Source organism: Cohnella rhizosphaerae (assembly GCF_029525575.1).
Classification (GTDB): domain Bacteria; phylum Bacillota; class Bacilli; order Paenibacillales; family Paenibacillaceae; genus Cohnella; species Cohnella rhizosphaerae.
The window spans coordinates 260085-284804 of record NZ_JAPDIA010000001.1; the positions used below are offsets into that span (position 1 = coordinate 260085).

The window sequence follows — 24720 nt, forward strand, 5'->3', positions numbered from 1 at the left end:
TAGACAGAGACGCTCGCCAATTGACGGAATTCGGTTTATGATGGAGAATATTCGGATGGGAATCTTCCTTGCGAATCGACAGGAGGCGGCGCGCCATCGACGACATTCAAAAGCCGGAGGGCTTCCCGCAGGAAAAGCTGTTCGTGCTGCCGGACTATCTGGCGGGCGAGCTGGCGGAATTCGAACTGACCCGGCATTTTTACGCGAGCGATATCGGCTACTTCCCCCCGCGCGCGCCACCACTATCGCGAGCGTCCCGAAGGCTGCGACGCGCATATCGTCATCTATTGCACGGAAGGCGCCGGATGGGTGGAGCAGGAGGGAAAAACGTCGACGGTCGCGGAGCGGCAGCTCGCGGTTCTTCCTGCCGGCTCTCCTCACCGCTATGGCGCTTCCGCGGAGTCGCCATGGAGCATTTACTGGTTTCACCTGAGAGGCGAGCATGTCGCGTCCCTTCTCCGTCTCTACGGATTGGGCGGACAGCCCGTCACGGTGCCGGCCGGCATGCATTCGCATTTTCTGGAGAGCTTCGAGCGCTGCTACCGGCTGCTGACGGACAAGCCCTACTCGCTTCCGGCCCAGGTTCACGTCTCCCAGACGCTCGGCCAGCTGCTCGGCGCGATCGGCCTCGGCACGGGCGGCACGTCGGGACATCGCAAGCGCGAGGAAGATATCGAGCGGGCCGTTCGCTATATGAACGACCGGCTGCAGACGTCGATCGCGCTGCCCGAGCTCGCCTCGCACACCGGCCTGTCGAAGCAGCACCTGATCTACCTGTTCAAGCAGGAGACGGGATTCTCGCCGATCGATTATTTCCTGCGTCTCAAAATGCAAAGAGCCGGTCAGCTCTTGAGCCTGACCGGCATGGCGATTAAAGAGATCGCCGCGGAAGTCGGTTTCGGCGATCCCTACTATTTTTCCCGCATGTTCAAGAAGCTGATGGGCGTCTCGCCTTCCGACTACCGCAGCGTGCCCAAGGGATGATCTTCGTGCAAATCTTCGGGAAGCGGCTATAATCAAGATGATCGCCATCGCCGGATCGGAATCCATTCCGGACGGCATACACAGGAGGCCAAGAAAAAATGAGCATACGTAAACGCCCGATACCCGGTATCGGTCAGCCCTGTTCGGTCATCGTTCTGGGCGGCGTTCCGCTCGGAACCCGGCTGGACGAGCGCCAGTCCATGCGGCTTATGGACTTTTATGCGGACGCCGGAGGCAACATGGTCGATACGGCCGAAGTTTACGGCAATTGGGTGCCGGGCAAGACGAACGCGAGCGAGATCGTGATCGGCAAATGGATGAAGTCGCGCGGCAACAGGGACCGCATGCTCGTGACGACGAAGGGCGGGCATCCGGATCTGGGGTCGATGAACGTCTCCAGGCTTCATGCGGCCGACATCCGAGCCGACGCCGAAGGCAGTCTGCGCCGGCTGCAGGCCGACGTTATCGACCTGTACTGGCTGCACCGCGACGACCGGTCCATCCCGGTCTCCGAGCTGCTCGGTTCGCTCGGCCGGCTGGTCGAAGACGGCCTTATACGAAGCTTCGGCTGCTCCAATTGGGAGACGGACCGGATCGCGGAGGCGAATCGCCTGGCGTCGGAGCAAGGCTTGCCGCTGCTGGCCGCCAATCAGGCATGGTGGAGCCTCGCGAGCCTTAATACGGCGCATGTCGAGGATCCGACCGTCGTCGTGCTGGACGAAGCGATGTACCGTTATCATGCGGAGACCGGCCTGCCGCTTTTCGCCTACTCGTCGCTCGCCAAGGGCTTGTTCGCCAAAATGGAAGCCGCCGCTCGGACAGGCATGCCATTCGAGGCGCCGCCCCTGTACGATCTGCCGTCGAATGCGAGCCGGTTCGAGCAAGCGAGGCGCATCGCCACGGAGCGGGGCGTATCGATCTCGCAGGTCGCGCTTTCCTATATTTACTCGCGCCGCTTCCCCGCCTTTGCCGTCGTAGGCGCGACGGACGAATCGCAGCTCGCGGACAGCCTCGGCGCCGGCGATTTAATGCTCGACGACGAGGCGCTTGCCCTGCTCGATAACGGTCAGTTTTCCGAATAATTCAAGCTGCGCTCTCTATTATTCCTCAAGCTCGACCGCAAGCGCATGAACATACGGCGTTGGCCGCCGGCCTTGCAGGCGCACGATCAACGTGCCGTCATGCTGTTCAAACGGGACTTCGCCGGCGCCGAGCAGCTTGACCGACTTGACTCGATCCGCTTCCGTCAGCGTGCGTATCATCGCGATTCCGTCTTCCGGCCAGCGCATCTGGAAGGCATAGAGCATGTTGCCGCGCCGCGTAAACCGAAAGTCCACCGGCGTCCAATCGACGGCGTCTTCCTTGAAGTGGTCGATCACGACGCTTGAAGGTCCTTCGCCGGATACGCGAAACGGGCGCGTTCCATAGACGGCCTCCTCGTTAATCCTTCTCCAGGCGGCCATTTCCCGCAGCAGAAAGGTGCACTCGGCATCCAGCGTCCCGTCCGGCTTCTGCGGGATGTTGAGCAGCAGGTTGCCGTTTTTGGAGATGATGTCCACCAAAATTTCAATGACGTGCGCCGGCGTCTTATAAACTGCCCGTACGTCGTAGAACCATTCGCCGACGCAAGTGTCCGTCTGCCAGGGCTCCGGCTTGATGTCGCTCTCCTGGCTTCGCTCGATATCCAGAACGCCGATGGCATAGACGCTCTGCCGCCGATCCTTTTGATTGTATACCGCCCGGTTGACTCCGCCGTGCAGGCTTGCGCTCTTGTTGTACAAGTAGGCGACCGCCTCCAGCCCCGCTTCGAACGCGGGCGCCGCGTCCGACTCCGTCGCGCTCTCCCCGATTCTCCCGAAGGGCAGGGCGCCGTCGGAGTAGAGCAAATCCGGCTCATAACGGTCGATCAGCTCCTTCATGACCGCCAGCCAATGCCGATGCCAGCTTTCGTTCGTCGTGTACCAGGGCTCCAGGTCCCACATGCCTTTGTTCGGGTCGTAGTGCTCCCGGTTGGGCAAGTACAAATCTTCGTATGCCGGGTCGTTGCCGTCATACGGTACGCCCGCGTACGGCCCGGCTTTATCGCTCCCTTTGTTCGGCGCATACCAGCTGTAGGTCGCCCCCATGTGCTCCGTCAGACCGAAAGGCAAGCCTTTTTTTTAAAGCCGCGGCTCGCCACAGCGCGACGATGTCCTTCTTCGGTCCCACCTGCGCCGCATTCCACTTATGCAATTTGGAGTCGTAATTAAAAAAAGTTGTCATGGTGCATCGCCTGGGCGACAAAGTACTTGGCCCCCGCTTGCGCGTACAGCTCCATCAGGGCGTCGGGGTCGAACTTCTCGGCCTTCCAGCGCTGAACGATGTCCTTGTAGCCGAATTCGGACGGATGTCCGTATACGCGCACATGGTGGCGATACTGGTCCGAGCCTTCGATATACATGTTTCGGGCGTACCAATCGCCGAACATCGGGACGGACTGCGGTCCCCAATGCGACCAGATGCCAAGCTTCGCATCCCGGAACCACGCCGGGCATTCGAAGGTTCTTAACGAATCAAAGGTCGGTTGGAACGGTCCATTTTTAAAGTCTGCTTTCAACAAAAGCACCTCCGGTTGTCCGATTCATAGGAAAACAGTCTGCTTCAAATGATGACAGACCTATGGTAGCACCCGTATGCTATGCTGAAGAAGATACAAACCTAACCGTTGCTTGTATAAAACTAACCTTTTTCGCAGGTGAAAAAAACGATGTACGGACACGCACGCAAGCGGCTTCTGCAGATGTACCTGACCAACTTGCAGGTCAACGTGACCGCGTTAGGGTTTAATCCGGTCTGGTCCGATTGGCGCGACATCGATTATACGCCGGACTACAACAAGTTTTACTTCATAACCGACGGAGAAGGGTGGCTTAAGATCGGCGACCGGGAGTTCTATCCGAAGCCCGGCCAGCTGGCGCTCATGCCTGAAGGCGTCCGTCAATCCTACTCGGCCATTAACGACAAGCCGTACACGAAATACTGGTGTCACTTTACGGCGAAAATCGGAACGATCAACTTGTTCGACCTGATTCGTCTCCCCTGGATGATCGACGTGCAAGAAGAGGACGGCCTGCCTGCCGATCTGTTCAAAGAGATGCTCCGTCTCCACCGGGCCGATACGCTTTCCTCGTCGCTGCATGTGAACGCCTGTCTGCTCCGGCTCATCGGATACTTTCTCGACCGCGCCGAACCGATCGACATCCAGCTCGCGCACGCCGAGACATCCGATCTTCTCCGCGCCGCGCTGACTTACATCGACGATCATTTTCAGCGGAATATTACGGTTCGGGAGCTGGCGGACTTGACGCATATGCATCCCAATTCCTTTATTCGTTTGTTCAAAAAGCATTTCGGCACGACGCCGATCCAATACGTCAACCGCAAGCGAATCGACAGCGTGAAGCGGCTGCTCACTTCTACCGGTCTCACGCTGTCCGAGATCGGGGAGCGGACGGGTATTCCCGATACGTCCTATTTGTCCAAGCTGTTCAAATCGGCGACCGGCCTGTCCCCCACGCATTATAAAATGCTCGCCGGCCGTCAGTTCGATTGAAATCGAAGCGGATCGGCGCATATCGCGCACCATACTCGGAACGCCAAAAAAACGCAGCTCCCTTGCCGGGCAAGGAAGGCTGCGTTTGTGCCGAACGTTCGCGGTTCGGGTGTTTTACTTCGATCGCTATTCACTTCGATCGCTTCGTCGAGCGACCGTCCATCCGCCGGAACAAAACCGCGAACACGGCAATGCATCCTACGGCGAGCACTGCATTGTACAGGAACACATCGCGCATCCCCCAGATCTCGCTCGCTTCTCCGCCCGCGTAGCTCCCGATCAGGCGGGCGACGCCCAGACACAGCAGCGCGTTCAGCGTCTGCCCGCTCGCTTTGAGTTCATCCGGCACTTCCCGGTTGATGACGGTAGCCATCGTGACGGACAATACGATAAAGATCAAGCCGTGCAGCACCTGCACCGGAATCGTCCAATAGGGATCATGGATGGCCGAGAACAAGTACCACCGCAGCGCCGCCGCGATGCCTGCTCCGAACAAGATGTAGTGGATGCGCACTCGCTGGAATATTTTCCCCGCCAGCAGCAGGAACGGCACCTCGCTCAGCGACGATATAACCATCGACCACCCGAGCCAAGCGTTGCTGCCGCCCAATTCCTGAAAATACAAAGGGAAAAACGTATAATAGTAGCCCAACGTGATATGAAGAACGAAATTGACCGCCAAGTAAAAGACGAGCTTGCGATTGCGAAATAAAACCCAAATTCGGATGCGGCGTCCCTGCTTCTGATGGCCGGCGACCGACGGAAAGCGGAGTACGAACGCGAAAGACACGGCCATGACCATCGCGTAGACCGCGAACATCAGGTCTACCCGCTTCTCGGCAATCAAGCCGAACGCGATCGACATGAGCGCGAATCCGATCGTGCCCGCCAGCCGAATCCGGCTGAACCCGCCCGCCCAGCGCTGCCGATCCAATTCTTCAAGCGTGATCGCGTCGCTGAGGGCGAATATCGAAGCCTGGAAAAAAGTAAAAATGCTGATCATGGCAAGCAAGTAGCCGAACCCGTCGGATAACGGGTACAGCAGCATGGCGCCTCCGCTCCCGGCGATCAGCAGCAGCAAGATATGGTTTTTGGTTTTGGCCCGGTCGCTGAGCGTCCCCCATACCGGCTGCGCAAATATAGCCACGAGCGGGCCGATGCCCAGCAGGATGCCGATCTGCGAGGCGTCGAATCCCGCGTCGCGAAAGTAGAGCGGGATAAATGTGCCGTATACCGCGTTGCCCATATAAATGAAGAAATAGAATAGATAAAAATAGGAGAGCCGAAACGATGCTGTCATAAGTCGCTTCCTTTGCGGCAGGGTAAACAAGATGTTTCTAGCATAAGCCTTGCTGCCTGCAAGTTCAACGCCGAATCGCCACAAAGCCGGGATCGACGTCCGCATCGGAAGTCGATCCCGGCTTGCATTTAATCGGCCACCCGTACCCAAGCTCCTGACCGGCGGCTTTGCAGAATGGCGTCGATCAGCTTCATGATGCCATGTCCGTCGGCCAGCGTCGCGAACGACGCAGGTCCGGGACGGTAGGCCTCGCCGGCTTCCCGCTTGCTCATCGCCTCCCGGTAGAAGTCGGCCATCAGATTGCGCAGCGCATCCGGCCAGCCTTCCTCGTGCCCGCCGGGGAAGTGCGCCAGCCGGGCGGCTTCCGGAGACAGCAAGCCGGGATCGCGCATTCGCTCGCGGTTGGGCTCGCTGCGCTTGCCTTCCCAGAGCCGGTTCGGATTCTCCTGATCCCAGCACAAGGAGGATTCGGCCGCCGAAATCTCGAAGAGCAGCCGGTTTTTGCGGCCCGCGCTGACCTGGGAGACGGTGAACACGCCGCGGGTCCCATCCTCGAAGCGGAGCAGTACGGAGCCCGCATCCTCCGTCGCGACTTCGAACGCCTCGCGATCGCCGGCGTCCGCTTGTCCGAACGTCGCCGCAGCCAGCTTCGGCTTGTACCGCACGGGATGCACCGTACTCAGTTCGGCGAACACCTCCGAGATCCGGCTGTTCAACACGAACTGAACGGTGTCGCACCAATGGGAGCCGATGTCCGCGATCGCGCGGGATTCGCCGTTCACGCCGGGCTCCAGCCTCCAGCTGTAGTCGGTATCGTAGAGCAGCCAGTCCTGGAAGTAGCCGCCGTGGACCAGATGCGCCTTGCCGATCTCCCCCGCTGCGCAGCATGGAGCGGGCCTGCACGACCATCGGGAAGTGCCTGTAATTGAAGCAGACGCCGCTCACGCCCTTGCCGTTCTCCGCCAGCCGCGCCAGCTCCGCCGATTGTGCGCTGTTCATCGCCAGCGGCTTCTCGGACAACAGATGCTTCCCGGCCAGAAGTACGTCCCGGTTGACGGCAAAGTGAAGCACGTTCGGCGTGCAGTTGTGGACGGCCTCCACCGCCTCGTCCGCGATCAGATCGCCATAGCTTCCGTAGGCGGCCGGGATGCCGTATTTGTCGGCCAAGGTCCGAGCCTTGACCTCGCTGCTGCCCGCGACCGCGACGACCTTCACTCCCGGCAGCCGCAGCAGTGCCTGAATATGGAAGTCGGCCGAAAATCCCGTGCCGATCACGCCGACGCCCATTTTGCCGTAGTCCATTCCGTTCCCCTCCGCCTTTTCATATGTCAGGCCCGGCTTCTCCGATATCTCGCCTTCCTATCCGTTCATAATCTCGTCGATCGTGACCGGGCGCCCGAGCTCCGCCGAACGCACCGCCCCGATGACCATCGCCATGCTCTGGATATTGTCCGCTCCGGACGTCTCCGGCGCGCGATTCTCGTCGATCGCCAGCGAGAACTCCAGCAGCGTCGCCTGCCGTTCCTCGGCAGGAAGACGGAGCAGGTCCGCTTGGAGCGCGCCCCTTTTCTCCACCGCCCCCTCCTGGAATACGGTCTTGAACAGGTCATGAGGCTTAACCGTCACTTCGTTGTCCGCCCAATGGATCTCCCCGCCGTCTCCCTGGATGCGCCAATCGCCGTCCCAGGTCGTCTCCCAGCCCCGCGATACCCAACTGCCGGTATAGGAGACGCGTGCGCCGTTCGACATCTCGAACAGCACGGTGGCCGCCGCATTGCCTGCGAACCTGCTCCAGCGCGGATTCCAGCTGACCGCCGTGATCTTGACCGGCTCCAGGCCCAGAATGCCGCGGATCTGATCGAAGTGATGGATCGCCATGTCGGTGATGAGCGGCTCCTCCATCTCTGTGCGAAAGCCCGTGAACGCGGGGTCCTTCTGAAATTGAATGTAAACGCTGCCGATCTCGCCGATCAGATCGCGGCCGAGCAGGGACTTGACGGTCTGCGGGGCGCGCTTGAACCGATAGTTCTGCCCTACCATCAGCTTGCGGCCGAGCCGATCGGCCGCCTCGACGATGCGCCGCGCATCCTGAATCGTGTGCGCGAGCGGCTTCTCGACGATGCAATCGAGCCCTCGCTCCATCGCTTCGATCGCGACGGAAGCGTGGAACTGAGGCGGCACGATGACGAGCGCCGCATCTGCATGGACGACGGCGAGCGCCTCGCCCAACGAGGAGAAACATTGCTTCTCCCGGTCCAGTCCGAACTGCGCAGCCGCTTTGTCCAGCAGCTCTGCATTCAGATCGACGATGGCGGCCAACTCCCATACGTGGGAGTCCACGACGACCTGCTGCCAGCTCCAGCCCCATCCGCCGATGCCGATTTGAATCATTTTCCGTTTCATACGGTTTTCTCTCCTTTATGCCTATCCAAGTCGTTGCGGTCCGTCCGCCCGTTTATTTCTTGAACTTGTTGCCCCACAGGTTCGGATCGTCGACGTTGTCCTTCGTCACCAGCGTCGCCGGCATATACTGCTCTTTGGTCACTTCCTTGCCGTCGATCTTGTCGACGGCCGCTTGGACGGCCGCGGCGCCCATCTCGAACGGATCCTGCTGGACCGTGGCATCCTGCTGGCCCTTGCGGATACGGTCGAGCGCTTCCGGGGTGCCGTCCGTGCCGACGATCATGATATGCCCGGCTTCGCCTACGTTTTTAAGCTTGCCGATCTGGCGCAGTCCGCCGAGAATGCCACGGATCATATCGTCGTTATGGGAAAAAATCGCGTTGATGCCGGGATTGGCCGTGACGGAATCGGCGGTGATGTTCTGGGCGTTTTCCGCCTGCCAGTCGGCGTTTTTAGAGATGACCTTGAAGTCGGGGGACGCCTTCATGCCTTCGTTGAAGCCGCCGCCGCGGAGCACGGCATGGTAGGCGCCTTGCGCGCCGGTGTTTTCCAGCACCGTTCCCTTTTGCAGCTGCTTGATGATATACTCCGCCGCCATTTTGCCGGCGTTCTTGTTGTCGAAGGTGACGCTGCTGACGACGTCAGCGCCTTGGGAGACGACGCTGTCAACGGTGACGACCGGGATACCGGCTTGATTCGCTTTTTTAACGCCCGGAACGAGCTCGTCGGAGTTGTTCGGAGCGAGGACGATAGCGTCGACCTTCTTCGCGATGTTGTCTTCAATCTGGCCGATCTGCGTCTGGCTGTTGGACTGTCCGTCCAACACCGTCACCTCTACGCCCAGCTCCGCCGCCTTCTGCTGAATGCCCTGATCCAGCGCGACCATGAATTCGAAGCCGCGGCTGTAGAGGAGCACGGCGATCTTTTTCTTGCCGCCGCCGGCTGCGGGTTGCGCGCTGCCGGAGGATGATGCGGAAGCGCTTGCGGAATTGTCGGCGCTGCCGGCGGAGTTGCCGGATGAACCGCATGCGGATAAGACGACTGCGAGCAATGTGATCGATAATGCGCTGGCTAACGATTTTTTTCATAGGAAAAGCTCCTCTCTTGGCATAGGGGACGGGCTTATTTGGATAAGCCCGCCTTGGAATACTTGCGTCGGTACACGTCCAGCAGCGCGGCCACGAGGATGACGACGCCTTTGACAAGCTGATCCCAGGCCGGCGGAACGCCGAGCAGGTTGACCGCATTCGATACGAGGGAGATGAGCAGCACCCCGAGCAGCGTGCCAAGGATGTTGCCCTGTCCGCCGAACAAGCTCGTGCCTCCGATGACGACCGCCGCGATGACGGTCAGCTCGATGCCGTTGCCTGCGGTCGGACCGGCCGATTCGAGACGCGCCGAGAGCAGAATACCCGCGACGGCGGCCATCAGTCCCGACAGAACGTAGGTCATCGTGATGACCCGCTTGGTGCGGATGCCGGCCAGCCGGGCGGCCAGCTCATTGCCGCCGCTGGCATAGACCGAGCGGCCGTAGACCGTGTTCGACAAAATAATATGAGCGATGACGGCAAGCAGTCCGACGAGGAGCAGGATGACGGGAATGCCCAATATCCGTCCGTTGGCCAGATAGACGTAGCTGTCCGGGACCGGAGAGATATTCGCGCCGTTCGTGTAGATTAAAATGATGCCCCGGCCGATCCCCATGGATGCCAGCGTGACGATCAGGGCCGGCACCTGAAACCGGGTGATGATAAAGCCGTTAAAAATACCGAACGCGATACCGATGATCAGGCTGACCAGCACCCCGACGATGACCGGCATGCCGTGATGCTCGATGAGCCCGAGCCCGACCGCGGAGGAGACCGCCAGTACGGAGCCGACGGACAGATCGATGCCGCCCGTCATAATGACGAAGGTCGAGCCGATGGCGAGCGCGGCGAGGATCGTCGATTGAATGAGGAGATTCACGATGTTGGTCGTCGACAGGAAGACAGGCGACAGGATGCTCAGCACGATGCCGAAAACGAGAATGACGAGGAACAGTCCCAGACTTCCCATATAGCGGCCGAGGCTTTTCTGACTGATTTTCGATTTGCCGTTCCTCTGACCGGCACGGGCGGATCCGGCTCCCGCCTCTTGTTCATGAACCCGTTGCATACTTAAGCACCTCTTCTTTAGTTGCGTCCGGTCCGGCCAATTCGGCTACGGTGCTGCCGTCCCGTACGACGACGATACGGTCGCTCATGGACAGCAGCTCAAGCAGGTCGGACGAGATCAGAATAATCGCGAGGCCCTGACGCACCAGCTCTTCGATCAGCGACTGGATCTCCGCCCTCGCGCCGACGTCGACGCCGCGCGTCGGCTCGTCCAGAATCAGGATCTTGGGCTGGACGGCCAGCCATCTGGCCAGCACGACCTTCTGCTGATTGCCGCCGCTTAGCGAAGAGACAGGCGTGTCGATCGAAGGGGTCTTGATCCGCAGCTGCTCCTTGTAGCTTTGTACCAGATCCGTCTCCTGCCTTCCCTTGATCCAGCCGAACCGCTGCAGCCGGCCGAGCACCGACAGCGTTGCATTGTTCTTCACGCTTCCCTGAAGGACGAGACCCTGATTTTTCCGGTCCTCGGGCACCAGTCCGATCCCTTTGCGGATGGCGTCCAGCGGATCGCGAATCCGTACGGTCTCGTTTTGCAAAATGATCTCTCCCTCGTCGATCCGGTCGACGCCGAACAGACAGCGCGCGATCTCCGTCCTTCCGGAGCCGACGAGGCCGGCAAAGCCGACGATCTCGCCTTCGTGGAGCTGGAAGTTCACGTTCCGGAGCGCCCCGGAGCGTCCCAATCCCCTGACCTCGAGCACTTTGCGGCCGTGAACGCCTTTGTTTTTGCGCTCCAGCGAGACATCCCGTCCCACCATGAGGCGGACGACCTTGTCCGGGTTCATCTCTTCCTTCGATGCCGATTGTACCACCGCTCCGTCGCGGATGACCGTGATATCGTCGGCCAGATCGAATACCTCCTCCATCCGGTGGGACACGTACAATATAGCGAGACCGCGTTTTTTCAGATCCTTGATGATGCTGAGCAGCCTCGACGTCTCGGACTCGGACAGCGAAGCCGTCGGCTCGTCGAGAATCAATATCTTCGTGTCGACGGACAGGGAACGCGCGATCTCGACGAGCTGCTGCTCCCCCGTCGACAGCTCGGCCACCTTCGATTGGGGATCGATGGCGGCGTTCAGCAGGGCAAGCGCACTTGCCGCCCTTTGCTGCGCGCTCTTCCAGTCGATCAGTCCGGCGCCGGCCTTCGGCAGCCGGCCGAGCGATATGTTCTCGGCGACGGACAGCTCCGGCACGAGCAGCAGCTCCTGATGAATGATCGAGATGCCGAGCCGCTGCGATTCGCGCGGATTGGCGATCCGCAGCGGCTGCCCGTCGAGCGCGATCTCGCCTTCGTCCGGCATGTAGTGCCCGGCGAGAATCTTGATCAAAGTGGACTTGCCCGCCCCGTTCTCGCCGACCAGACAGTGAACCGAACCGCCGCGCAGTTTGAAATGCATGTTCTTCAGGGCGGTGACGCCGGAGAAGCGCTTGACGACGTTGCGGACTTCCAGCGATTCGATCATGCGAATACCTTTTTCAGAAACGCGATGCCCTCCGCGGCGATCGCGTCCTGGGTCGGCGCCAGCTGCCGCCATTGGGATACGGCTCTGGCGATCTCCTTGATCTCGGTCGTGAACGCTTCGATCACAATGTAGCCGTCATAGTTCACGTCCCGCAGCGCCTCGGCCGTTTGCTCCCACGGGATGTGACCGGTGCCCGGGATGGCGCGGTCGTTTTCGCAGGTGTGGAAGTTAAAAATATGCTTGCCGGCCAGCCGGATCGCGTCGGCAATATTTTTCTCCTCCAAATTCATGTGGAACGTGTCCAGCAAAAAGCCGAGGTTCGATTGACCCACCTTTTCCAGCAGCTCCAGCCCCTGCTCGACCGTGTTGATCAGATCCGTCTCGTAGCGGTTAAGCGGCTCGATCGCCAGCCTGACGCCTCGCTGCCCCGCATAATCGGCCGCGATCTTCAGATGCTCGACCGTCCATGCCCACTGCTGCTTTTTCTCGTCCGGACTCAGCAACCGCGTCTTGCCCGTTGCCGAATACATCGGACCGGAGACGAGCGGCGAACCGAGCTTAACGGCAAAATCGACGCAGGTCTTGATGTAGGCAAGCCCTTCCGCACGAATGCCGGCATCCTCGGAGCTGATATCCCGATTCGGACCGAACGCGCCGCATACGAGCGCTTCTACGCCCTGCTTGTCCAAGTATTCCCGCGTCTGCTCCGCCGGAATGGTGGCAGGGTCCTCGATACAGATCTCCAGGACGTCGAATCCCATTTCCTTGACCTTGTCCGCCAGATGGAACGTAGCGGGAGAGAAGGGCGATGCCCAGATGAATGTGCTTGCGCCGAATTTCATGCGATCTCCTCCTCCTGCGGTTTAGAGCGATTTTTCGATTTCTTTGATGAACGCGATCGATTGCTGCGTATATTCGTCGAAAAATTCCTTGCCTCCGCCCTTTTGCATAACCCCGAACGGGTCGGCCGCCGCCGGGAGAATCTCGAAGGTCAGATAGCCTTGATAATCGATATCCTTCAGCGCCTGCAATACGGGACGGAAGTCCGTATGGCCGATGCCCGGCGCCGCGCGGTTGCTGTCCGCCAGGTGAATATGGATAAGCGCGCTGCCGCTGGCGCGAATGGCGTCCGCGTTGTTCGTCTCCTCGATGTTCATATGGAAGGTGTCGCCCATAATGCCAACGTTCGTCAGATCGACATCCTTCATCATCGCGACGCATTGGTCCAGTCGGTTAAGCATGTACGTCTCGTAACGGTTCCATGCTTCGATGCAGAGATTGACGTTCAGCGAAGCGGCGTATTCTCCGCCCTCGCGAATGCCTTCGACCGCCCATTTCCACTCGTCCGACGCGGCGCTCAGCTCCTTGATCCGCATGTTCGCGGCCGGCGCGACGATCATGACCGGAGCCCCCACCTCGGCGGACATATCCGCGATGCGTTTGACGTACTCCACGGCCTTCTTGCGTTTGGCCGGGTCTGGATGAGCAAGGTCCCGCTCCGCGTTGTAGATCGAGCATATCGAGGAGACAGCCATGCTGTGATCGCTTACAACTTGGCGAACTTCCTTCGTGTCGTAGAGCGCAGGCTCGCCGACCAGTTCGATGGCATCGTAGCCGAACTTGGACAAACGCTGCACGCTTGCGCCGATGGATTCACCGTGATAGACGAGCGCGTCAAAGCTATACTTGAACATTTAAGGTTCCTCCCGGGATCGTGAATTTGAGGGCTGTCGGACGGCGGCGTCGCTCCGGAATCGACGGGCCGGCTTTGCCTTGACTCCATACTACTCAGCAACCGGTTACAAAACAATTCAGCAAAATTGAGATTCGATTATAAATAATTGCGCTTTCATTCCGCAAAATCATGTAATTAGAAAAAAAAAAGCCCGTCCGCGCGACTGAGCGGACAGACTTCGGTTCACGATCAGGAGATCAGCGCAGCGATTTTCTCCTCGCTCGTCTCGCTGCTCTTGCAGTCCTTTATGATTTTGCCGTCCCGCATGACCAGAATCCGGTTGCACAAGCCGACCAGCTCCTGAATGTCCGACGAGATCAGCAGGATCCCTTTGCCCTGGCGCGCCAGGTTGTGTATTTGAACGTACAGCTCCGCTTTGGCGCCGACATCGATTCCCTGCGTCGGCTCGTCGAGCAGGTAGACTTCACTGTCCGCGGCGAGCCATCTGCCGAGCATGACCTTCTGCTGGTTGCCGCCGCTCAAGTACTTCACCTGCTGATTCAAATGGTTCAGCTTGATATCCAGCCCGACGATCTTGTCAAGCGCAAGCTCCCGCTCCTCTCCCCTGTGCAGGAACTTGTAGCGGTTGATCTTGTCGAGGCTGGAGATCGACAGGTTTTCCGTCACGCTCATATTCATCAGCAGTCCAGAATCGATGCGGTTCTCGCGAACGTAACCAAGATTCTGCTTCACGGCATCATGGGGATCGCCGACTTCGATCCGCTTCTCGTCGCGGTATATCGCGCCATGGTCCATGCGCATTTGGCCGAACAACGTGTCGGCGAGCTCCGTCCTCCCGGCTCCCGCCATCCCCGCTACGCCAACGATCTCGCCCTGGCGCAACGCGAAGGTGATATCCTGCAGCTCCGGCCACCTGGTCAGCTTCTCGACGCGCAGCAGTTCCTTGCCGAACTGCTCGCGGATCGGGGGGGAACAGATTGCCGATCTCCCGCCCGAGCATAAGCGCGGCCGTCTGTTTCTCGGACAGTCCTTCCACGCTGCGCGTGATCACATGCTTGCCGTCGCGCAGGATGGTGATTCGATCGCACAGATTCGCGATTTCCTTCAGGCGATGGGTAATATAAACGATGCCGATGCCCTGCGATCTGCAATCCCGCACCAGATCAAAGAGGCGTACTCGGTCCTGGTGGGGCAAATAATCGCTGGGCTCGTCCATAATCAATATTTTCGGCTTGCGCGAGATGGCCTGCGCGATCGCCACCAAGTACCTGTCGCTGGCGGACAAATAACGGACAAGCGTATCGGGATGGAGGCTGCTGCCTAACGAGCGAAGCAGCTGCTTGGCCTCTCTCCTTCGCCTGCGGTTGTTCGTGAAGATGCCCATCATATCGGCTTGGCAAGACAAAAACAAATTTTCCGCCACGGTCATGTCAGGCAATAGCAGAGGTTCCTGGTGCACGATTGCGATGCCCAGTTTTTTTCGCATAATAAGGCGATCCGATCGACACCTCGCGGTCCTCCAGCATAATTGTGCCGGAGTCCGGCTGGTGGACACCCGCGATCAGATGGGCCAGCGTGGACTTCCCCGCCCCGTTCTCGCCGATCAGCGCGTGGACCTCGCCGGCTTTCAGCTCAAAGCGGATGTCGTCCAGCACCTTGACGCCGTAGAATGTTTTCGTCACATTTTTGAGTAATAAAAGCACGGAAGCACCTCGCTTCGGCGGGACAGAAGATACACTTCAGTTTATACAAGACAGGCATGATGTAAAATAACGATTGTTGTCCATTGATTATAAATTATTGCGAACCTTATCGGGAATCCTTGAATTCGGAAACGCGCAACTTTAATATGTACAATAATCGCAAGCGTACGATTCAGTTCGATCGCTGTTCGCTGGAGGAGGATGCCGACCGTATGTTCGCAGGGGGAAATTCCCGATATCGTCCGCAATCCCTCCTTCGTCCAGTCGTTCTCCCTCGCCGGCGAGCCTTCGTGGAGCAACCCTCTCGGCATAGGCGACCGTACAGATCTGTTTCTCGTTCAAGAAGGACGCGGCGAATGTCTGATCGACGACATGATCATCTCTCTATCCGCAGGCGATGTGCTGGCGCCGGCTCCCGGCAAAACCTATGAACTTGTCTCCTCCGCCCAAGCTCCGTTGACGGGCATCGTCATGTCCTGCGCCAGCGTCTCCTTATCAGGCTTGCCCGAAGGCTGCGTCATGCCGCCGGAGGCGGTGCCGGTTGTGAATCTCGGCCACGATTTCAGTTCAGTCAACCGCTATTTTACGGATATCGACGCCGAAGCCAAGAGCCCGACGTACGGCTCCAGCGACCTTATTCAGTTGCTGATGCAGGCCGCCTTCGTCATTCTGCTGCGCAAGCTGTACCATGCCGAGCGGCAGACGGCTCCCACGACCGCGATGACGGTCAAAGCGTATATCGAGGAAAATTTTAACCGCGACCTGACGCTTAGCGATTTAGCCAACCTGGTGTTTGTAAGCCCTTATCACCTGGCCCATCTTTATAAGGACGAAATGGGCGTCTCCCCGATCCAGTACTTGATCCATTGCCGGATCGAGGAAGCCAAGCGGCTGCTTCAGCACTCCAGTTTGACCATACGTGAAATCGCTTCCAGGATCGGTTATCCGAACGCCATTTATTTCAATCTGATGTTCAAGAAAATAACGGGGATGCCGCCGGGGGAAGTATCGCAAGAAGAGCTGAGACGGGGGGGCGTGGCAGCCCGCCTGCCCTATTAAATGTCTAACCTCCAGCCCTTCCGAATACCTGTCTGCGACAGGGGAACAACCAGATTCAAATGCCTTTCTACAACCGGCACGATCTCGAACAACCTCTCGTCAACCGGCGGCACGACCACGCCCAAATCTCTCGCGCCATTTTGCTCACTCTTATATAGATAAAATGCATATATTTTATTCTATATATGTATTTCACCTATATAAATATCGGTTGTAAAATAAGCGTATATGACCTGCATCATACTGTCATGGCGTTCGATGAGGAGGCCTATCATGATCAAGAACATCGCTGTCCTAGGAGCCGGCACAATGGGGATTGGGATCGCCCATCTGTTCGCCAACCACGGCTTCGCCGTATCCCTTTATGAACCTAATGATGCCTTGCTGCCTTCCATAAGGGAGAAGCTGCTCTCCATGGAGAGAGCCGATGAACATTGCGAAGTCCTCTTATTCAGCGAACTCGAGAAAGCGGTTGCAGACTCCGACCTGATCGTGGAAGCCGTTCCTGAACAGCTCACGATCAAACGGGACGTGTACGGTCGATTGGCGCGGCTCATTAAGGAACGAACAATCGTTGCTTCCAACACCTCCACCTTCGCTCTCGAAACGCTTGCAGAGGGGCAAGCCGTTCGCTAACAGGATGGTTATCGCCCATTTTTTCAACCCGGCGCATCTTATTCCCCTGGTCGAGATCTTGGGATCGCCCGCGACATCGCCTGCGGACATGGAGGCAATCGTTGCGCTGATGCGCGCATGCGGAAAGGCCCCGGTCATACTGAACAGGGACATTCCCGGATTTATAGCCAATCGCTTGCAAGCGGCATTGATGAGGGAAGCATGCTACCTGCTGGAGAACGGAGTGGCCGACATCGAACAGATCGATACGGCCGTCAAAGAAGGGCTCGGCATGCGTTGGGCGTTCAAGGGACCGTTCGAGATTGCGGATTTGGGCGGGCTCGATATTTGGTCCAAGGTAACCGGACATCTCTTCCCCAAGCTCAGCGTGAGCACGGTTGAACCGGAATCCATTTTGACGAGAACCGCGGAAGACCATCTCGGCATCAAAAGCGGTAAAGGTTACTATAGCTACGAGGATCCTGTTGGAACAGCTGCGGAACTGCAAAGCAATCTGCAAAAGCTGGCCGCTTTAAAAGCGAAAATACGGAGTGATCTTCCTCGCGACTCCGAATAACGCGGTATTTGCAAGCGCGGTCCGGACACCGGTCGGTAATTTCAATGGGATGTTCAAGGAAATTGCGGCCATCGCGCAGGAAGCCATCTTCATAGCAGAAGCGATCGCCGTGCGGGGATCGCCCCTGCGCAAGTCGAAGCGGGCTAAGATCCCTTGCTGTTGCCGCCTTCTCACGGCGTATTAAATATTAAATCCGCCGGTAATATGAAGATCCGTCCCCGTGACTTGCGAAGACTCGTCCGCCAGCAAATAGATGACGCCGTAGGCCATATCTTCCACGGTTTGAAGCCGGCCGCTCGGCACTTCGGACTTTCCAAGGGCTTCAAGGTCCTGTGCGCTGCTTCCGTCCTTTTCTACTCTGGCGACCTCGCCTTCGGTAGCCACCCAGCCCACCGTCACCCAGTTCGACCGGATTCTTTGCGCCGCATAATTTCTGGCGATATGCTTGCTGAGCGTGTGCATGGCGCCCTTGGCGCATCCGTAGGCAGCCAAGTCGTCCATGCCCCCGAACCCGTGGGTGGAGCCCATATGGACGATCGACCCGCCGCCCGATTTCAGCATGTGTTCGATCGCGAACCTGGAGCAGAAAAAAGCGCTTTTCATGTTCACGTCGAACACCTGGTCAAACAAAGCATCGTCCGTCTCCAGCAGCGTCGCCCGGGGAAACCAGCCGGCATTGTTGACAAGCCCGTCTATCCTTCCGAATCGGTTGACCGTGCGATCGATGAATAGCCGGCATGCCTCCGTTTCCGCGATATCCCCCTGCACGAAGCAGATTCGATCGCCGTATTCGGCCGACAGGCGCGAAGCCAGCGCTTCGCCTTCGGATGCGCTCCTTCCGCCGAACGCCACCTTTGCCCCTTCCCGAACCGCCATCTCTACGATCCCTTTGCCGATTCCTTTCGTACCGCCGGTGACGGCAATCACCTTGTCTTTCAGTCTTCCTTCCATATCAAACGCTCCTCTCTTATCGGGCCAAATATCCCCCGTCGACGGGTATAACCGCCCCCCGTAATATAGTTGGAAGCCTCCGAGGACAAAAACACGGCGATGCCCGACAGGTCCTCCGGCGTGCCCCAACGGCCAGCCGGAATTCTCGCCGTAATAGCAGGATACCGTACCGAATCCTCATGCAGATCCTTATTCATGCTGGTGTCCATGTATCCGGGAGCGATCGCGTTCACCTGAATGCCCTGGCCGGCCCATTCGTTCGACAGCGACTTGGTTAACTGCGCGACGCCGCCTTTGCTCGCCGCATAGGCAGTCGCGTTGAAGCCGCCGATGAAACTGAGCATGGACGCCATATTGATGATCTTGCCCCCGCCCCTCTTCAACATAACCTCGCCGGCATATTTGCACAACTGAAAAACTGCAGAGAGGTTAAGCTCTAATACCCGATCCCACGCCTCCAGCGGCAAGTCCAGGCACGACCGGCGATCGTGCATGCCTGCGTTGTTGATCAAGATGTCAAGCCGGCCTCCGAGCAGCTCCACGGCATCCGTGAACGAGCGCAACAAATCTTCGCTATCCGATAAGTCGCCCCTCACGGCAAAAGCCTTCGGCCCGCTTTCGCTCAACTTGAGCGCGGCCTCCGTCGTCTCGTCGCTCATGTCCAAAATCGCCACTTCGGCCCCGGCATCGTGCAGACCCTTGGCCATCCCGTACCCCAAACCGCGGCTAGCGCCTGTGACGATCGCCTTTTTCCCAGTCAAATCAAACATAATCAGCATCCACCGCCTCGTTAATATCGCGCGACGACCATCTTTTTGCGCGTATAGAACGCCACGCCGTCTTTACCGTTGGCATGCAAATCGCCGTAGAACGATTTTTTGTAGCCGGAGAACGGGAAGAAGGCCATGGGCGCCGGTACCCCCACATTGACCCCGAGCATTCCCGCATCCATCGTCTCGCGGAATTGCCGGATCGATCTGGCATCGTACGTATAAATGCATCCGCCGTTGGCAAAGTCCGAGGCATTGGCCAGCTCGATCGCTTCCTCAAGCGTGACCGCGCGAACGACTTGAAGGACAGGGGCGAATATTTCATCGTTCCATATTGTCATCCCTTTGCGGGCATGATCGAAAATCGTCGGCCCCAGAAAATACCCTGACTGTCCGCCGGCTGCATGCGCCCTGCCGTCCAGGACGAGCGTCGCTCCTTCGCGCACGCCTTCTTCGATATATTGAACGGTCCGTTTTTTGTGAGCTTCGCGAATGACGGGTCCGAGAAACGTTCCCTTGTCCCTGCCGTCGCCGACAGTCAGGTTCCGTGCCGCCTCCGCCAGCTTCTCCACAAGCTCGTCGGCAATGCTCCCCACCGCTACGACGACCGCGCAGGCCATGCAGCGTTCTCCCGCCGAGCCGAATGCAGCGCCGATGATTTCTTTTACCGCCAGCTCCATATCCGCATCGGGCATGACGATAGAATGATTTTTGGCTCCTCCGAGTGCCTGGACTCTTTTTCCATGGGCGGCGGCCGTCCTGTATACATACTCCGCTACCGGCTGGGAACCGACGAACGAGATGGCGGCTACGGCCGGATGCTCCAGCAAGCCGTTGACCACGTCATGGGCGCCGTGCACGATATTGAGTACGCCGTCCGGCAGTCCCGCTTCTCCGAACAGCTCCGCCAAGCGATTCGCCAGCAGCGGCGTTCGTTCCGAGGGCTTCAGCACCACCGTATTGCCGCAAGCGACAGCCAGCGGGAACATCCAGCAGGGCACCATCATCGGAAAATTGAACGGCGTAATGCAACCGACCACGCCGATCGGATAATGATACATCGCGGATTCGATATTGGTGGCGATGTCCGGCAGATGATTGCCCATCATCAAGGTGGGCACCCCCGCCGCGAACTCCACGCACTCGATACCGCGCTGCACTTCGCCGTAAGCTTCGGCATAGCTCTTACCATTCTCCAGCGTGATGAGCTTGGCCAGTTCGTCCCAACGGTCGACGAGAAGCTGCTGATACTTGAACAGAATCCGCGCTCTCTTGGGAACGGCGACCTTGCTCCATTCTTTGAAAGCCTTGCTTGCCGCCCGTACAGCCTGATCCAGTTCGTCCTTGGTGGACAAGGGGACGCGAGCCACGACTTCTCCGGTTGCCGGATTCGGAACGGGGTCCGATAGCTCCGATGCCGAGACCGTCCATTGCCCCCCCAATAAAATTAGGTACCGTCGTTATAGATACTGTCATATCGATTTTCCTTCCCCTCTATACGGCCGCTGCGTTACCCGAACTGCTTTTTTAGATGTCCATCGATCGATCTTCTCCTGGATCTGGCTTGCGGTGGGCATGGCGTCGGAGCAGCTGTGGCTGGATACGACGATAGACGCCGAAGCCGCGCCGAACGTCTGGGCTTTTTCAATTTCCCATCCTTGCATGATGCCGTATATAAAGGCGCCGGCGAAGGCGTCCCCCGCGCCAAAGGTTTTGACGACCTCGGCGGGAAAGGTGCGGCCGTGGAAAATGTTGCCGCTGCGATCATAAGCTTTGGATCCGTCGCCGCCTCTTTTAACGACGATCAGCTGTGCCTTATGCTTCAGCCAGTGGCCTGCCGTCCAATCGTCGTCTTGCTTGAGGGGGGCGGCCCATGGCGAGTTCGAGCAAGTCGAATTCCTCGCGTCCTCCGATGATGCAGTCGCATTTCTCGGCTGCCAGCTTGGCATAAATGCCGGCTTCAAGCTTCGAGGCCCAGGTATAAGGACGGTAGTCGATATCGAAAAATGTGACGACATCATGCTTGGACGCGTATTCCAACGCCATGAACACCGCTTCCCTTGAAGGACTTTTAGCCAGCGCCGTGCCTGATATGAGAAGCGCTTTAGCCTTGCTCATATAGCCTTCGTCAAGATCCGCCGGAGACAGCTTCAAGTCGGCGACGTTATCCCGGTACATGAGAATACTGCAGTCCGTTGGAGACTTGATCTCCGTAAATGCCAGTCCGGTAACGGCTCCCTCGCGATCGACCGTAACGCCCCCCTGTATCGATGCCAGCTTGCAGCAAGTACTGGGCGATATATCGGCCGAACGCATCGTCCGACACTCTGCCGATAAATCCTGCGTTTAATCCGAGCCTGGCGGCAAGCCACGGTAATATTCGCAGGAGAACCGCCCAAATACTTGGTAAAGGTCAATGTCTGCTCCATCGGCCGATGAATCTCGTTCGCATTGAGGTCGATGCACAGCCGGCCTAATCCGATTAGATCCAAAGGTCGGTCGTGCTTGAAGTTCAGGATGCCCACTCTACAACCTCCTCTCTTCGGTAATCTAATCGATTAGATTTTAATCAAAAATGCATCTAATCGATTAGATATAATCACTATAAAACGTGCTTACGGCTTTGTAAATCATTAATTTTCCATTTTACGCCCTCTTCCTCCGCAAGTCCCCCCGCACAATCAGCTCAACAGGCAAGACGATTCGGTTTGTCGGCTTAACATCGACTTCGCGTGCTGACGTTTTTAATTTCTCCAATAAGATCAGTGTCGCCCTTTTGCCTAGCTCATATCTGGGAATACGGACCGTGGTCAGCTGAATCAGCCTCGAATTCGCGATAAAAAGATCGTCAAAGCCGACGACGGCCAAATCGTCGGGTACGTTCAATTTCAAATCATAGGCAGCATCGATGACGCCGATCGCTCCTACATCGTTGATATTTAAAATGGCCGTCGGCCGCTTGGACGAATCCAGCTCCATTAATGTCTTCGTGGCGAGATAGCTGGGCTCATAGCGCGCTTCACCGGAGATAAGCCATTCCGATTCGATCGCAAGCCCTGATTGGCGCATGGCGAATAAATAGCCTTCTTTTCTCAAACGGGTAATCTCGGAGCCCTCGACCCCGCCCATAAACGCGACTTTGCGATGGCCAAGTCCGAGGAGGTGGTTCGTAGCCGCCACCGCCCCGTTAAAATTGTCGGATACCACGCTGTCCATATCCAGCCCCGGAAGCTCTCGATGCGCGAAAACGACGGGCAAAGCATAATCTTTTAATTCTTTGAGGACGGTCCTGTCCTTTTCCAGCGCGGTTGTAATAATCATGCCGTCCGTCTTGCCTTCGCGCAGCAGCCTGAGCGCATCCGCCAGACGTTGTCCGTCTTCATTGGTGTTAATAATGTTGACCAAATAACCCGCTTCTTGGGCCGCCTCTTCGCAAGCCTTGGCGATGTCCGGATAAAAGGGATTCGTAATGTCGGCTACGACAAGACTTAAAGTCTGGCTTCGCCTTACGCGCAGTCCCCTGGCTACCGCATTAGGGACATAGTCCAGCTCGCGGATCGCCTGAAGAATGCGTTCCTTTTTTATCCGGGCTAACATATCGCGTATTGTTCAACACATAGGAGACGGTAGCAACCGACACTTTGGCGTGATTCGCAATATCTTTTATCGTGGTCATGAATGAGTTCCCTGCCGTAAGTTATTGCCGATCGCATGTTATTGGCTAATCATAACTATGGCATGTTTTATGCGATTTCACAATGCTTTAAAGACAGGGGCAATCCATTCGGTATTGCCATCGGCGGTGTAAAAAAAAAGCGACATGATCCGATAATTCCAAGCGCGAGCAATTGCGATACGCGTACGTTTTTGCCGGCCTCCATCGCGCCCCAACCGAAATAGTTCATGGGCGTCCAGAGCGATCGGATCGTCGTTTAGCCACACGTTGAACGATCAGTTGCAGCAAAGATCCATTTGTTCCTTCAGATGCAGCGTCTCCTGCATGATGTCTTGCGGCAGCTGCAGTTCGGGAAGTTGAAAGGCACGGGAAATATGCATTCCCATGATTAGATTGCCCAAATGATTCACATGCATCGAATCGAGCATCAGCTTCGCGTATCGCTCTGGCTGCTTGCGATAAAAAGGTTCAAAGCGGTCGTATTGATCGACAAGAAGAACGCCCATCTCCCTGGCGATCGTCCGGATGACTTCCATATAGCTTTCGAACACGCTTTTGAAACCTTCCGACCGCTGATGGTACATCGGACAATAATAGGTTTGCAGGATGGGCTCGGCGTCCTCTTGCCGGCTGCGGGTACAGATTCGACGCAAATTGTCGGCATACCGTTCGAGCGGAAGGCTTTGAATGGCATCGTTGCCTCCGATCGTGACGATGACCGCAGACGGTTGAAAAGAAAGGACATCCCGATCCATTCTTTCGAGCAGATTGTCCGTCGTCTCCCCCTCCGATCCCTTGATTGATCACGCATACATGTCGTCCGATATGATGCCGGACATTCATATTCAGCCACTCAACCCAGTTGTGTCTGCCATTGCTCGACCAGGTCGATTCGGTGTTGCTGGAACCGAAAGCGACGATCCGGTATGATCGATCCGGATTCGACTTCAAAAGCTTCAAGTTGTCCATTGCTTCACGCTTCCTTCATTCAATAATTGAAAAGCGGCTGCCTTATATGACGAGTATGGCGGCACCGACCATCGGAAGCAGCACCATCGAACGCTGCAAAACGACCGCCGGCACGCGTCGCGTAAATTTCGCCCCGATGTAGGACCCGAGCATAATGCCGACAGCCACTTCAAGCAATAGCGTCACGTCCAGATGGCCGAGCTGATAGAAACCCGCGCCGCCGCCGACAGCGATGGGGATAATGACGATCATGGACGTTCCGGCCGCTTGTCGAATCGAAGTGCCCAAGATCGTCATGAGACCGATTTGGATAAATGGCGTCGCCCCGATTCCGAACAAGCCGGACAAGCCGCCAGTGACAAGTCCGACGCCGCAGGCCGAGGCCCAGTAGACCGCGGGGCGCTGCCTAGCCTTCGCCGGTTGCGAGTCATTGCGCTTTGAGACGAGCCGCATGCGAAACCAGAGCGCAACCCCTGACAGAAACAGCATCGCTGCCGTCATCCACTTCAAATCCTCCCCGGGGATTCCGTTTGAAGCAAACGAGCTAAGCCAGGCACCAACCATGCCTGCACCTCCGACGACGATACCCGTGCCAAGTACGATATTTCCTTCGCGATAATGGCTGAAAGCCCCGGCCGCCGAGGAAAAAAACATGGCGGCAAGCGCAGTTCCCAGGGAAGTGTGGATCGAAAAACCGAAGACTACCGTCAGGATCGAAATGATGAACCCGGAGCCCCCTGCACCAACAAAGCCCAATAATAATCCTACTGCAAACATCGTCCCTACCAGCTGTACAAGCAATT

The 24720-nt window shown here is 57.7% G+C and carries 25 protein-coding genes and 2 pseudogenes; 6 read left to right on the forward strand and 21 right to left on the reverse strand.

From position 1 onward, the window contains the following. The first annotated feature begins 282 nt into the window (after nt 1-282). Entirely contained in the window at nt 283-984 is a 702-nt protein-coding gene (locus tag OMP40_RS01195; RefSeq protein WP_277529181.1) for an AraC family transcriptional regulator, read from the forward strand. Nucleotides 985-1082: 98 nt separating this feature from the next. Next, nucleotides 1083-2066, forward strand: a complete 984-nt coding sequence (locus OMP40_RS01200; RefSeq protein ID WP_277528491.1) for an aldo/keto reductase — start codon at nt 1083-1085, stop codon at nt 2064-2066. Nucleotides 2067-2084: 18 nt separating this feature from the next. Here OMP40_RS01200 and OMP40_RS01205 read toward each other — a convergent pair whose 3' ends face one another. Then, nucleotides 2085-3110 (reverse strand): alpha-L-fucosidase, encoded by a 1026-nt coding sequence (locus OMP40_RS01205; RefSeq protein ID WP_277528493.1) that lies wholly within the window; start codon nt 3108-3110, stop codon nt 2085-2087. Between the two features lie 119 nt (nt 3111-3229). After that, nucleotides 3230-3580, reverse strand: coding sequence for an alpha-L-fucosidase (locus OMP40_RS01210; protein WP_277528496.1), 351 nt, complete (start codon nt 3578-3580; stop codon nt 3230-3232). Between the two features lie 150 nt (nt 3581-3730). Here OMP40_RS01210 and OMP40_RS01215 point away from each other — a divergent pair, with 150 nt between their 5' ends. Further along, nucleotides 3731-4576 carry an AraC family transcriptional regulator gene (locus tag OMP40_RS01215; RefSeq protein WP_277528498.1) on the forward strand — a complete coding sequence of 282 codons (846 nt, stop codon included), beginning with the start codon at nt 3731-3733 and terminating at the stop codon, nt 4574-4576. Nucleotides 4577-4706: 130 nt separating this feature from the next. Here OMP40_RS01215 and OMP40_RS01220 read toward each other — a convergent pair whose 3' ends face one another. The 11 genes and pseudogenes from OMP40_RS01220 to OMP40_RS01270 all read right to left on the reverse strand — a co-directional run bounded on the left by OMP40_RS01220 (nt 4707) and on the right by OMP40_RS01270 (nt 15300). Next, the gene (locus OMP40_RS01220) at nt 4707-5876 is read right to left on the reverse strand and encodes an MFS transporter (protein WP_277528499.1); all 1170 of its coding nucleotides are present in this window, start codon (nt 5874-5876) and stop codon (nt 4707-4709) included. 128 nt (nt 5877-6004) lie between these two features. Further along, nucleotides 6005-7163, reverse strand: a pseudogene (locus OMP40_RS01225) (Gfo/Idh/MocA family protein). A 72-nt stretch (nt 7164-7235) separates the two neighbouring features. After that, on the reverse strand, nt 7236-8279 hold the full coding sequence (locus tag OMP40_RS01230; protein WP_277528500.1) for a Gfo/Idh/MocA family protein: 1044 nt from the start codon (nt 8277-8279) through the stop codon (nt 7236-7238). A 52-nt stretch (nt 8280-8331) separates the two neighbouring features. After that, a complete protein-coding gene (locus OMP40_RS01235) occupies nt 8332-9330 on the reverse strand; it encodes a sugar ABC transporter substrate-binding protein (RefSeq protein WP_277528501.1) in 999 nt (332 codons plus the stop codon). Nucleotides 9331-9401: 71 nt separating this feature from the next. Further along, a complete protein-coding gene (locus OMP40_RS01240) occupies nt 9402-10436 on the reverse strand; it encodes an ABC transporter permease (protein ID WP_277528503.1) in 1035 nt (344 codons plus the stop codon). After that, nucleotides 10420-11901, reverse strand: coding sequence for a sugar ABC transporter ATP-binding protein (locus OMP40_RS01245; protein WP_277528505.1), 1482 nt, complete (start codon nt 11899-11901; stop codon nt 10420-10422). The genes OMP40_RS01240 and OMP40_RS01245 overlap by 17 nt, the downstream gene beginning before the upstream one ends. Continuing rightward, nucleotides 11898-12743 (reverse strand): sugar phosphate isomerase/epimerase family protein, encoded by an 846-nt coding sequence (locus OMP40_RS01250; protein ID WP_277528507.1) that lies wholly within the window; start codon nt 12741-12743, stop codon nt 11898-11900. Before OMP40_RS01250 ends, OMP40_RS01245 begins: the two co-directional genes overlap by 4 nt. A 21-nt stretch (nt 12744-12764) precedes the next feature. Beyond that, a complete protein-coding gene (locus tag OMP40_RS01255; protein ID WP_277528509.1) occupies nt 12765-13595 on the reverse strand; it encodes a sugar phosphate isomerase/epimerase family protein in 831 nt (276 codons plus the stop codon). Nucleotides 13596-13825: 230 nt separating this feature from the next. After that, nucleotides 13826-14446, reverse strand: a complete 621-nt coding sequence (locus OMP40_RS01260) for an ATP-binding cassette domain-containing protein (RefSeq protein WP_277528511.1) — start codon at nt 14444-14446, stop codon at nt 13826-13828. Further along, nucleotides 14334-15026: an ATP-binding cassette domain-containing protein gene (locus OMP40_RS01265; protein ID WP_277529183.1), complete on the reverse strand. Its 693-nt coding sequence runs from the start codon at nt 15024-15026 to the stop codon at nt 14334-14336. The genes OMP40_RS01260 and OMP40_RS01265 overlap by 113 nt, the downstream gene beginning before the upstream one ends. Nucleotide 15027: 1 nt before the next feature. Next, on the reverse strand, nt 15028-15300 hold the full coding sequence (locus OMP40_RS01270) for an ATP-binding cassette domain-containing protein (RefSeq protein ID WP_277528513.1): 273 nt from the start codon (nt 15298-15300) through the stop codon (nt 15028-15030). Between the two features lie 201 nt (nt 15301-15501). Here OMP40_RS01270 and OMP40_RS01275 point away from each other — a divergent pair, with 201 nt between their 5' ends. The 3 genes from OMP40_RS01275 (at nt 15502) to OMP40_RS01285 (ending at nt 17551) form a co-directional block, all read left to right on the forward strand. Next, nucleotides 15502-16359 (forward strand): helix-turn-helix domain-containing protein, encoded by an 858-nt coding sequence (locus tag OMP40_RS01275; RefSeq protein WP_277528515.1) that lies wholly within the window; start codon nt 15502-15504, stop codon nt 16357-16359. Nucleotides 16360-16632: 273 nt separating this feature from the next. After that, nucleotides 16633-16995, forward strand: a complete 363-nt coding sequence (locus tag OMP40_RS01280) for a 3-hydroxyacyl-CoA dehydrogenase NAD-binding domain-containing protein (RefSeq protein ID WP_277528516.1) — start codon at nt 16633-16635, stop codon at nt 16993-16995. A 4-nt stretch (nt 16996-16999) separates the two neighbouring features. Further along, nucleotides 17000-17551, forward strand: coding sequence for a 3-hydroxyacyl-CoA dehydrogenase family protein (locus OMP40_RS01285; protein WP_277528518.1), 552 nt, complete (start codon nt 17000-17002; stop codon nt 17549-17551). Nucleotides 17552-17731: 180 nt separating this feature from the next. Here OMP40_RS01285 and OMP40_RS01290 read toward each other — a convergent pair whose 3' ends face one another. From OMP40_RS01290 to OMP40_RS01320, 8 genes and pseudogenes are all read right to left on the reverse strand, one after another. After that, nucleotides 17732-18502, reverse strand: a complete 771-nt coding sequence (locus tag OMP40_RS01290) for an SDR family NAD(P)-dependent oxidoreductase (protein ID WP_277528520.1) — start codon at nt 18500-18502, stop codon at nt 17732-17734. Beyond that, a complete protein-coding gene (locus OMP40_RS01295) occupies nt 18487-19281 on the reverse strand; it encodes an SDR family NAD(P)-dependent oxidoreductase (RefSeq protein WP_338130988.1) in 795 nt (264 codons plus the stop codon). The genes OMP40_RS01290 and OMP40_RS01295 overlap by 16 nt, the downstream gene beginning before the upstream one ends. Before the next feature lie 11 nt (nt 19282-19292). After that, nucleotides 19293-20720: a CoA-acylating methylmalonate-semialdehyde dehydrogenase gene (locus OMP40_RS01300; protein WP_420871883.1), complete on the reverse strand. Its 1428-nt coding sequence runs from the start codon at nt 20718-20720 to the stop codon at nt 19293-19295. Between the two features lie 24 nt (nt 20721-20744). Further along, nucleotides 20745-21797, reverse strand: a pseudogene (gene iolC / locus OMP40_RS01305) (5-dehydro-2-deoxygluconokinase). A gap of 121 nt (nt 21798-21918) precedes the next feature. Beyond that, a complete protein-coding gene (locus OMP40_RS01310; protein ID WP_277528524.1) occupies nt 21919-22869 on the reverse strand; it encodes a LacI family DNA-binding transcriptional regulator in 951 nt (316 codons plus the stop codon). Then, nucleotides 22805-22948, reverse strand: coding sequence for a LacI family DNA-binding transcriptional regulator (locus OMP40_RS41030; RefSeq protein WP_420871867.1), 144 nt, complete (start codon nt 22946-22948; stop codon nt 22805-22807). The genes OMP40_RS01310 and OMP40_RS41030 overlap by 65 nt, the downstream gene beginning before the upstream one ends. A 275-nt stretch (nt 22949-23223) precedes the next feature. Then, complete coding sequence (locus OMP40_RS01315) at nt 23224-23748, reverse strand: SGNH/GDSL hydrolase family protein (RefSeq protein WP_277529185.1); 525 nt, start codon at nt 23746-23748, stop codon at nt 23224-23226. Between the two features lie 211 nt (nt 23749-23959). After that, nucleotides 23960-24718, reverse strand: coding sequence for a sulfite exporter TauE/SafE family protein (locus OMP40_RS01320; protein WP_277528526.1), 759 nt, complete (start codon nt 24716-24718; stop codon nt 23960-23962). Nucleotides 24719-24720 lie beyond the last annotated feature (2 nt).

Excerpts from the sequence above, each read along its gene's own strand:
- OMP40_RS01200 (WP_277528491.1), top strand. The coding sequence starts at position 1,083 with ATGAGCATACGTAAACGCCCGATACCCGGTATCGGTCAGCCCTGTTCG.
- OMP40_RS01205 (WP_277528493.1), bottom strand. The coding sequence starts at position 3,110 with ATGGGGGCGACCTACAGCTGGTATGCGCCGAACAAAGGGAGCGATAAA.
- OMP40_RS01215 (WP_277528498.1), top strand. The coding sequence starts at position 3,731 with ATGTACGGACACGCACGCAAGCGGCTTCTGCAGATGTACCTGACCAAC.
- OMP40_RS01220 (WP_277528499.1), bottom strand. The coding sequence starts at position 5,876 with ATGACAGCATCGTTTCGGCTCTCCTATTTTTATCTATTCTATTTCTTC.
- OMP40_RS01230 (WP_277528500.1), bottom strand. The coding sequence starts at position 8,279 with ATGAAACGGAAAATGATTCAAATCGGCATCGGCGGATGGGGCTGGAGC.
- OMP40_RS01240 (WP_277528503.1), bottom strand. The coding sequence starts at position 10,436 with ATGCAACGGGTTCATGAACAAGAGGCGGGAGCCGGATCCGCCCGTGCC.
- OMP40_RS01245 (WP_277528505.1), bottom strand. The coding sequence starts at position 11,901 with ATGATCGAATCGCTGGAAGTCCGCAACGTCGTCAAGCGCTTCTCCGGC.
- OMP40_RS01250 (WP_277528507.1), bottom strand. The coding sequence starts at position 12,743 with ATGAAATTCGGCGCAAGCACATTCATCTGGGCATCGCCCTTCTCTCCC.
- OMP40_RS01255 (WP_277528509.1), bottom strand. The coding sequence starts at position 13,595 with ATGTTCAAGTATAGCTTTGACGCGCTCGTCTATCACGGTGAATCCATC.
- OMP40_RS01260 (WP_277528511.1), bottom strand. The coding sequence starts at position 14,446 with ATGGCGGGAGCCGGGAGGACGGAGCTCGCCGACACGTTGTTCGGCCAA.
- OMP40_RS01265 (WP_277529183.1), bottom strand. The coding sequence starts at position 15,026 with ATGACCGTGGCGGAAAATTTGTTTTTGTCTTGCCAAGCCGATATGATG.
- OMP40_RS01275 (WP_277528515.1), top strand. The coding sequence starts at position 15,502 with ATGCCGACCGTATGTTCGCAGGGGGAAATTCCCGATATCGTCCGCAAT.
- OMP40_RS01280 (WP_277528516.1), top strand. The coding sequence starts at position 16,633 with ATGATCAAGAACATCGCTGTCCTAGGAGCCGGCACAATGGGGATTGGG.
- OMP40_RS01285 (WP_277528518.1), top strand. The coding sequence starts at position 17,000 with ATGGTTATCGCCCATTTTTTCAACCCGGCGCATCTTATTCCCCTGGTC.
- OMP40_RS01290 (WP_277528520.1), bottom strand. The coding sequence starts at position 18,502 with ATGGAAGGAAGACTGAAAGACAAGGTGATTGCCGTCACCGGCGGTACG.
- OMP40_RS01295 (WP_338130988.1), bottom strand. The coding sequence starts at position 19,281 with ATGCTGATTATGTTTGATTTGACTGGGAAAAAGGCGATCGTCACAGGC.
- OMP40_RS01310 (WP_277528524.1), bottom strand. The coding sequence starts at position 22,869 with ATGTTAGCCCGGATAAAAAAGGAACGCATTCTTCAGGCGATCCGCGAG.
- OMP40_RS41030 (WP_420871867.1), bottom strand. The coding sequence starts at position 22,948 with ATGACCACGATAAAAGATATTGCGAATCACGCCAAAGTGTCGGTTGCT.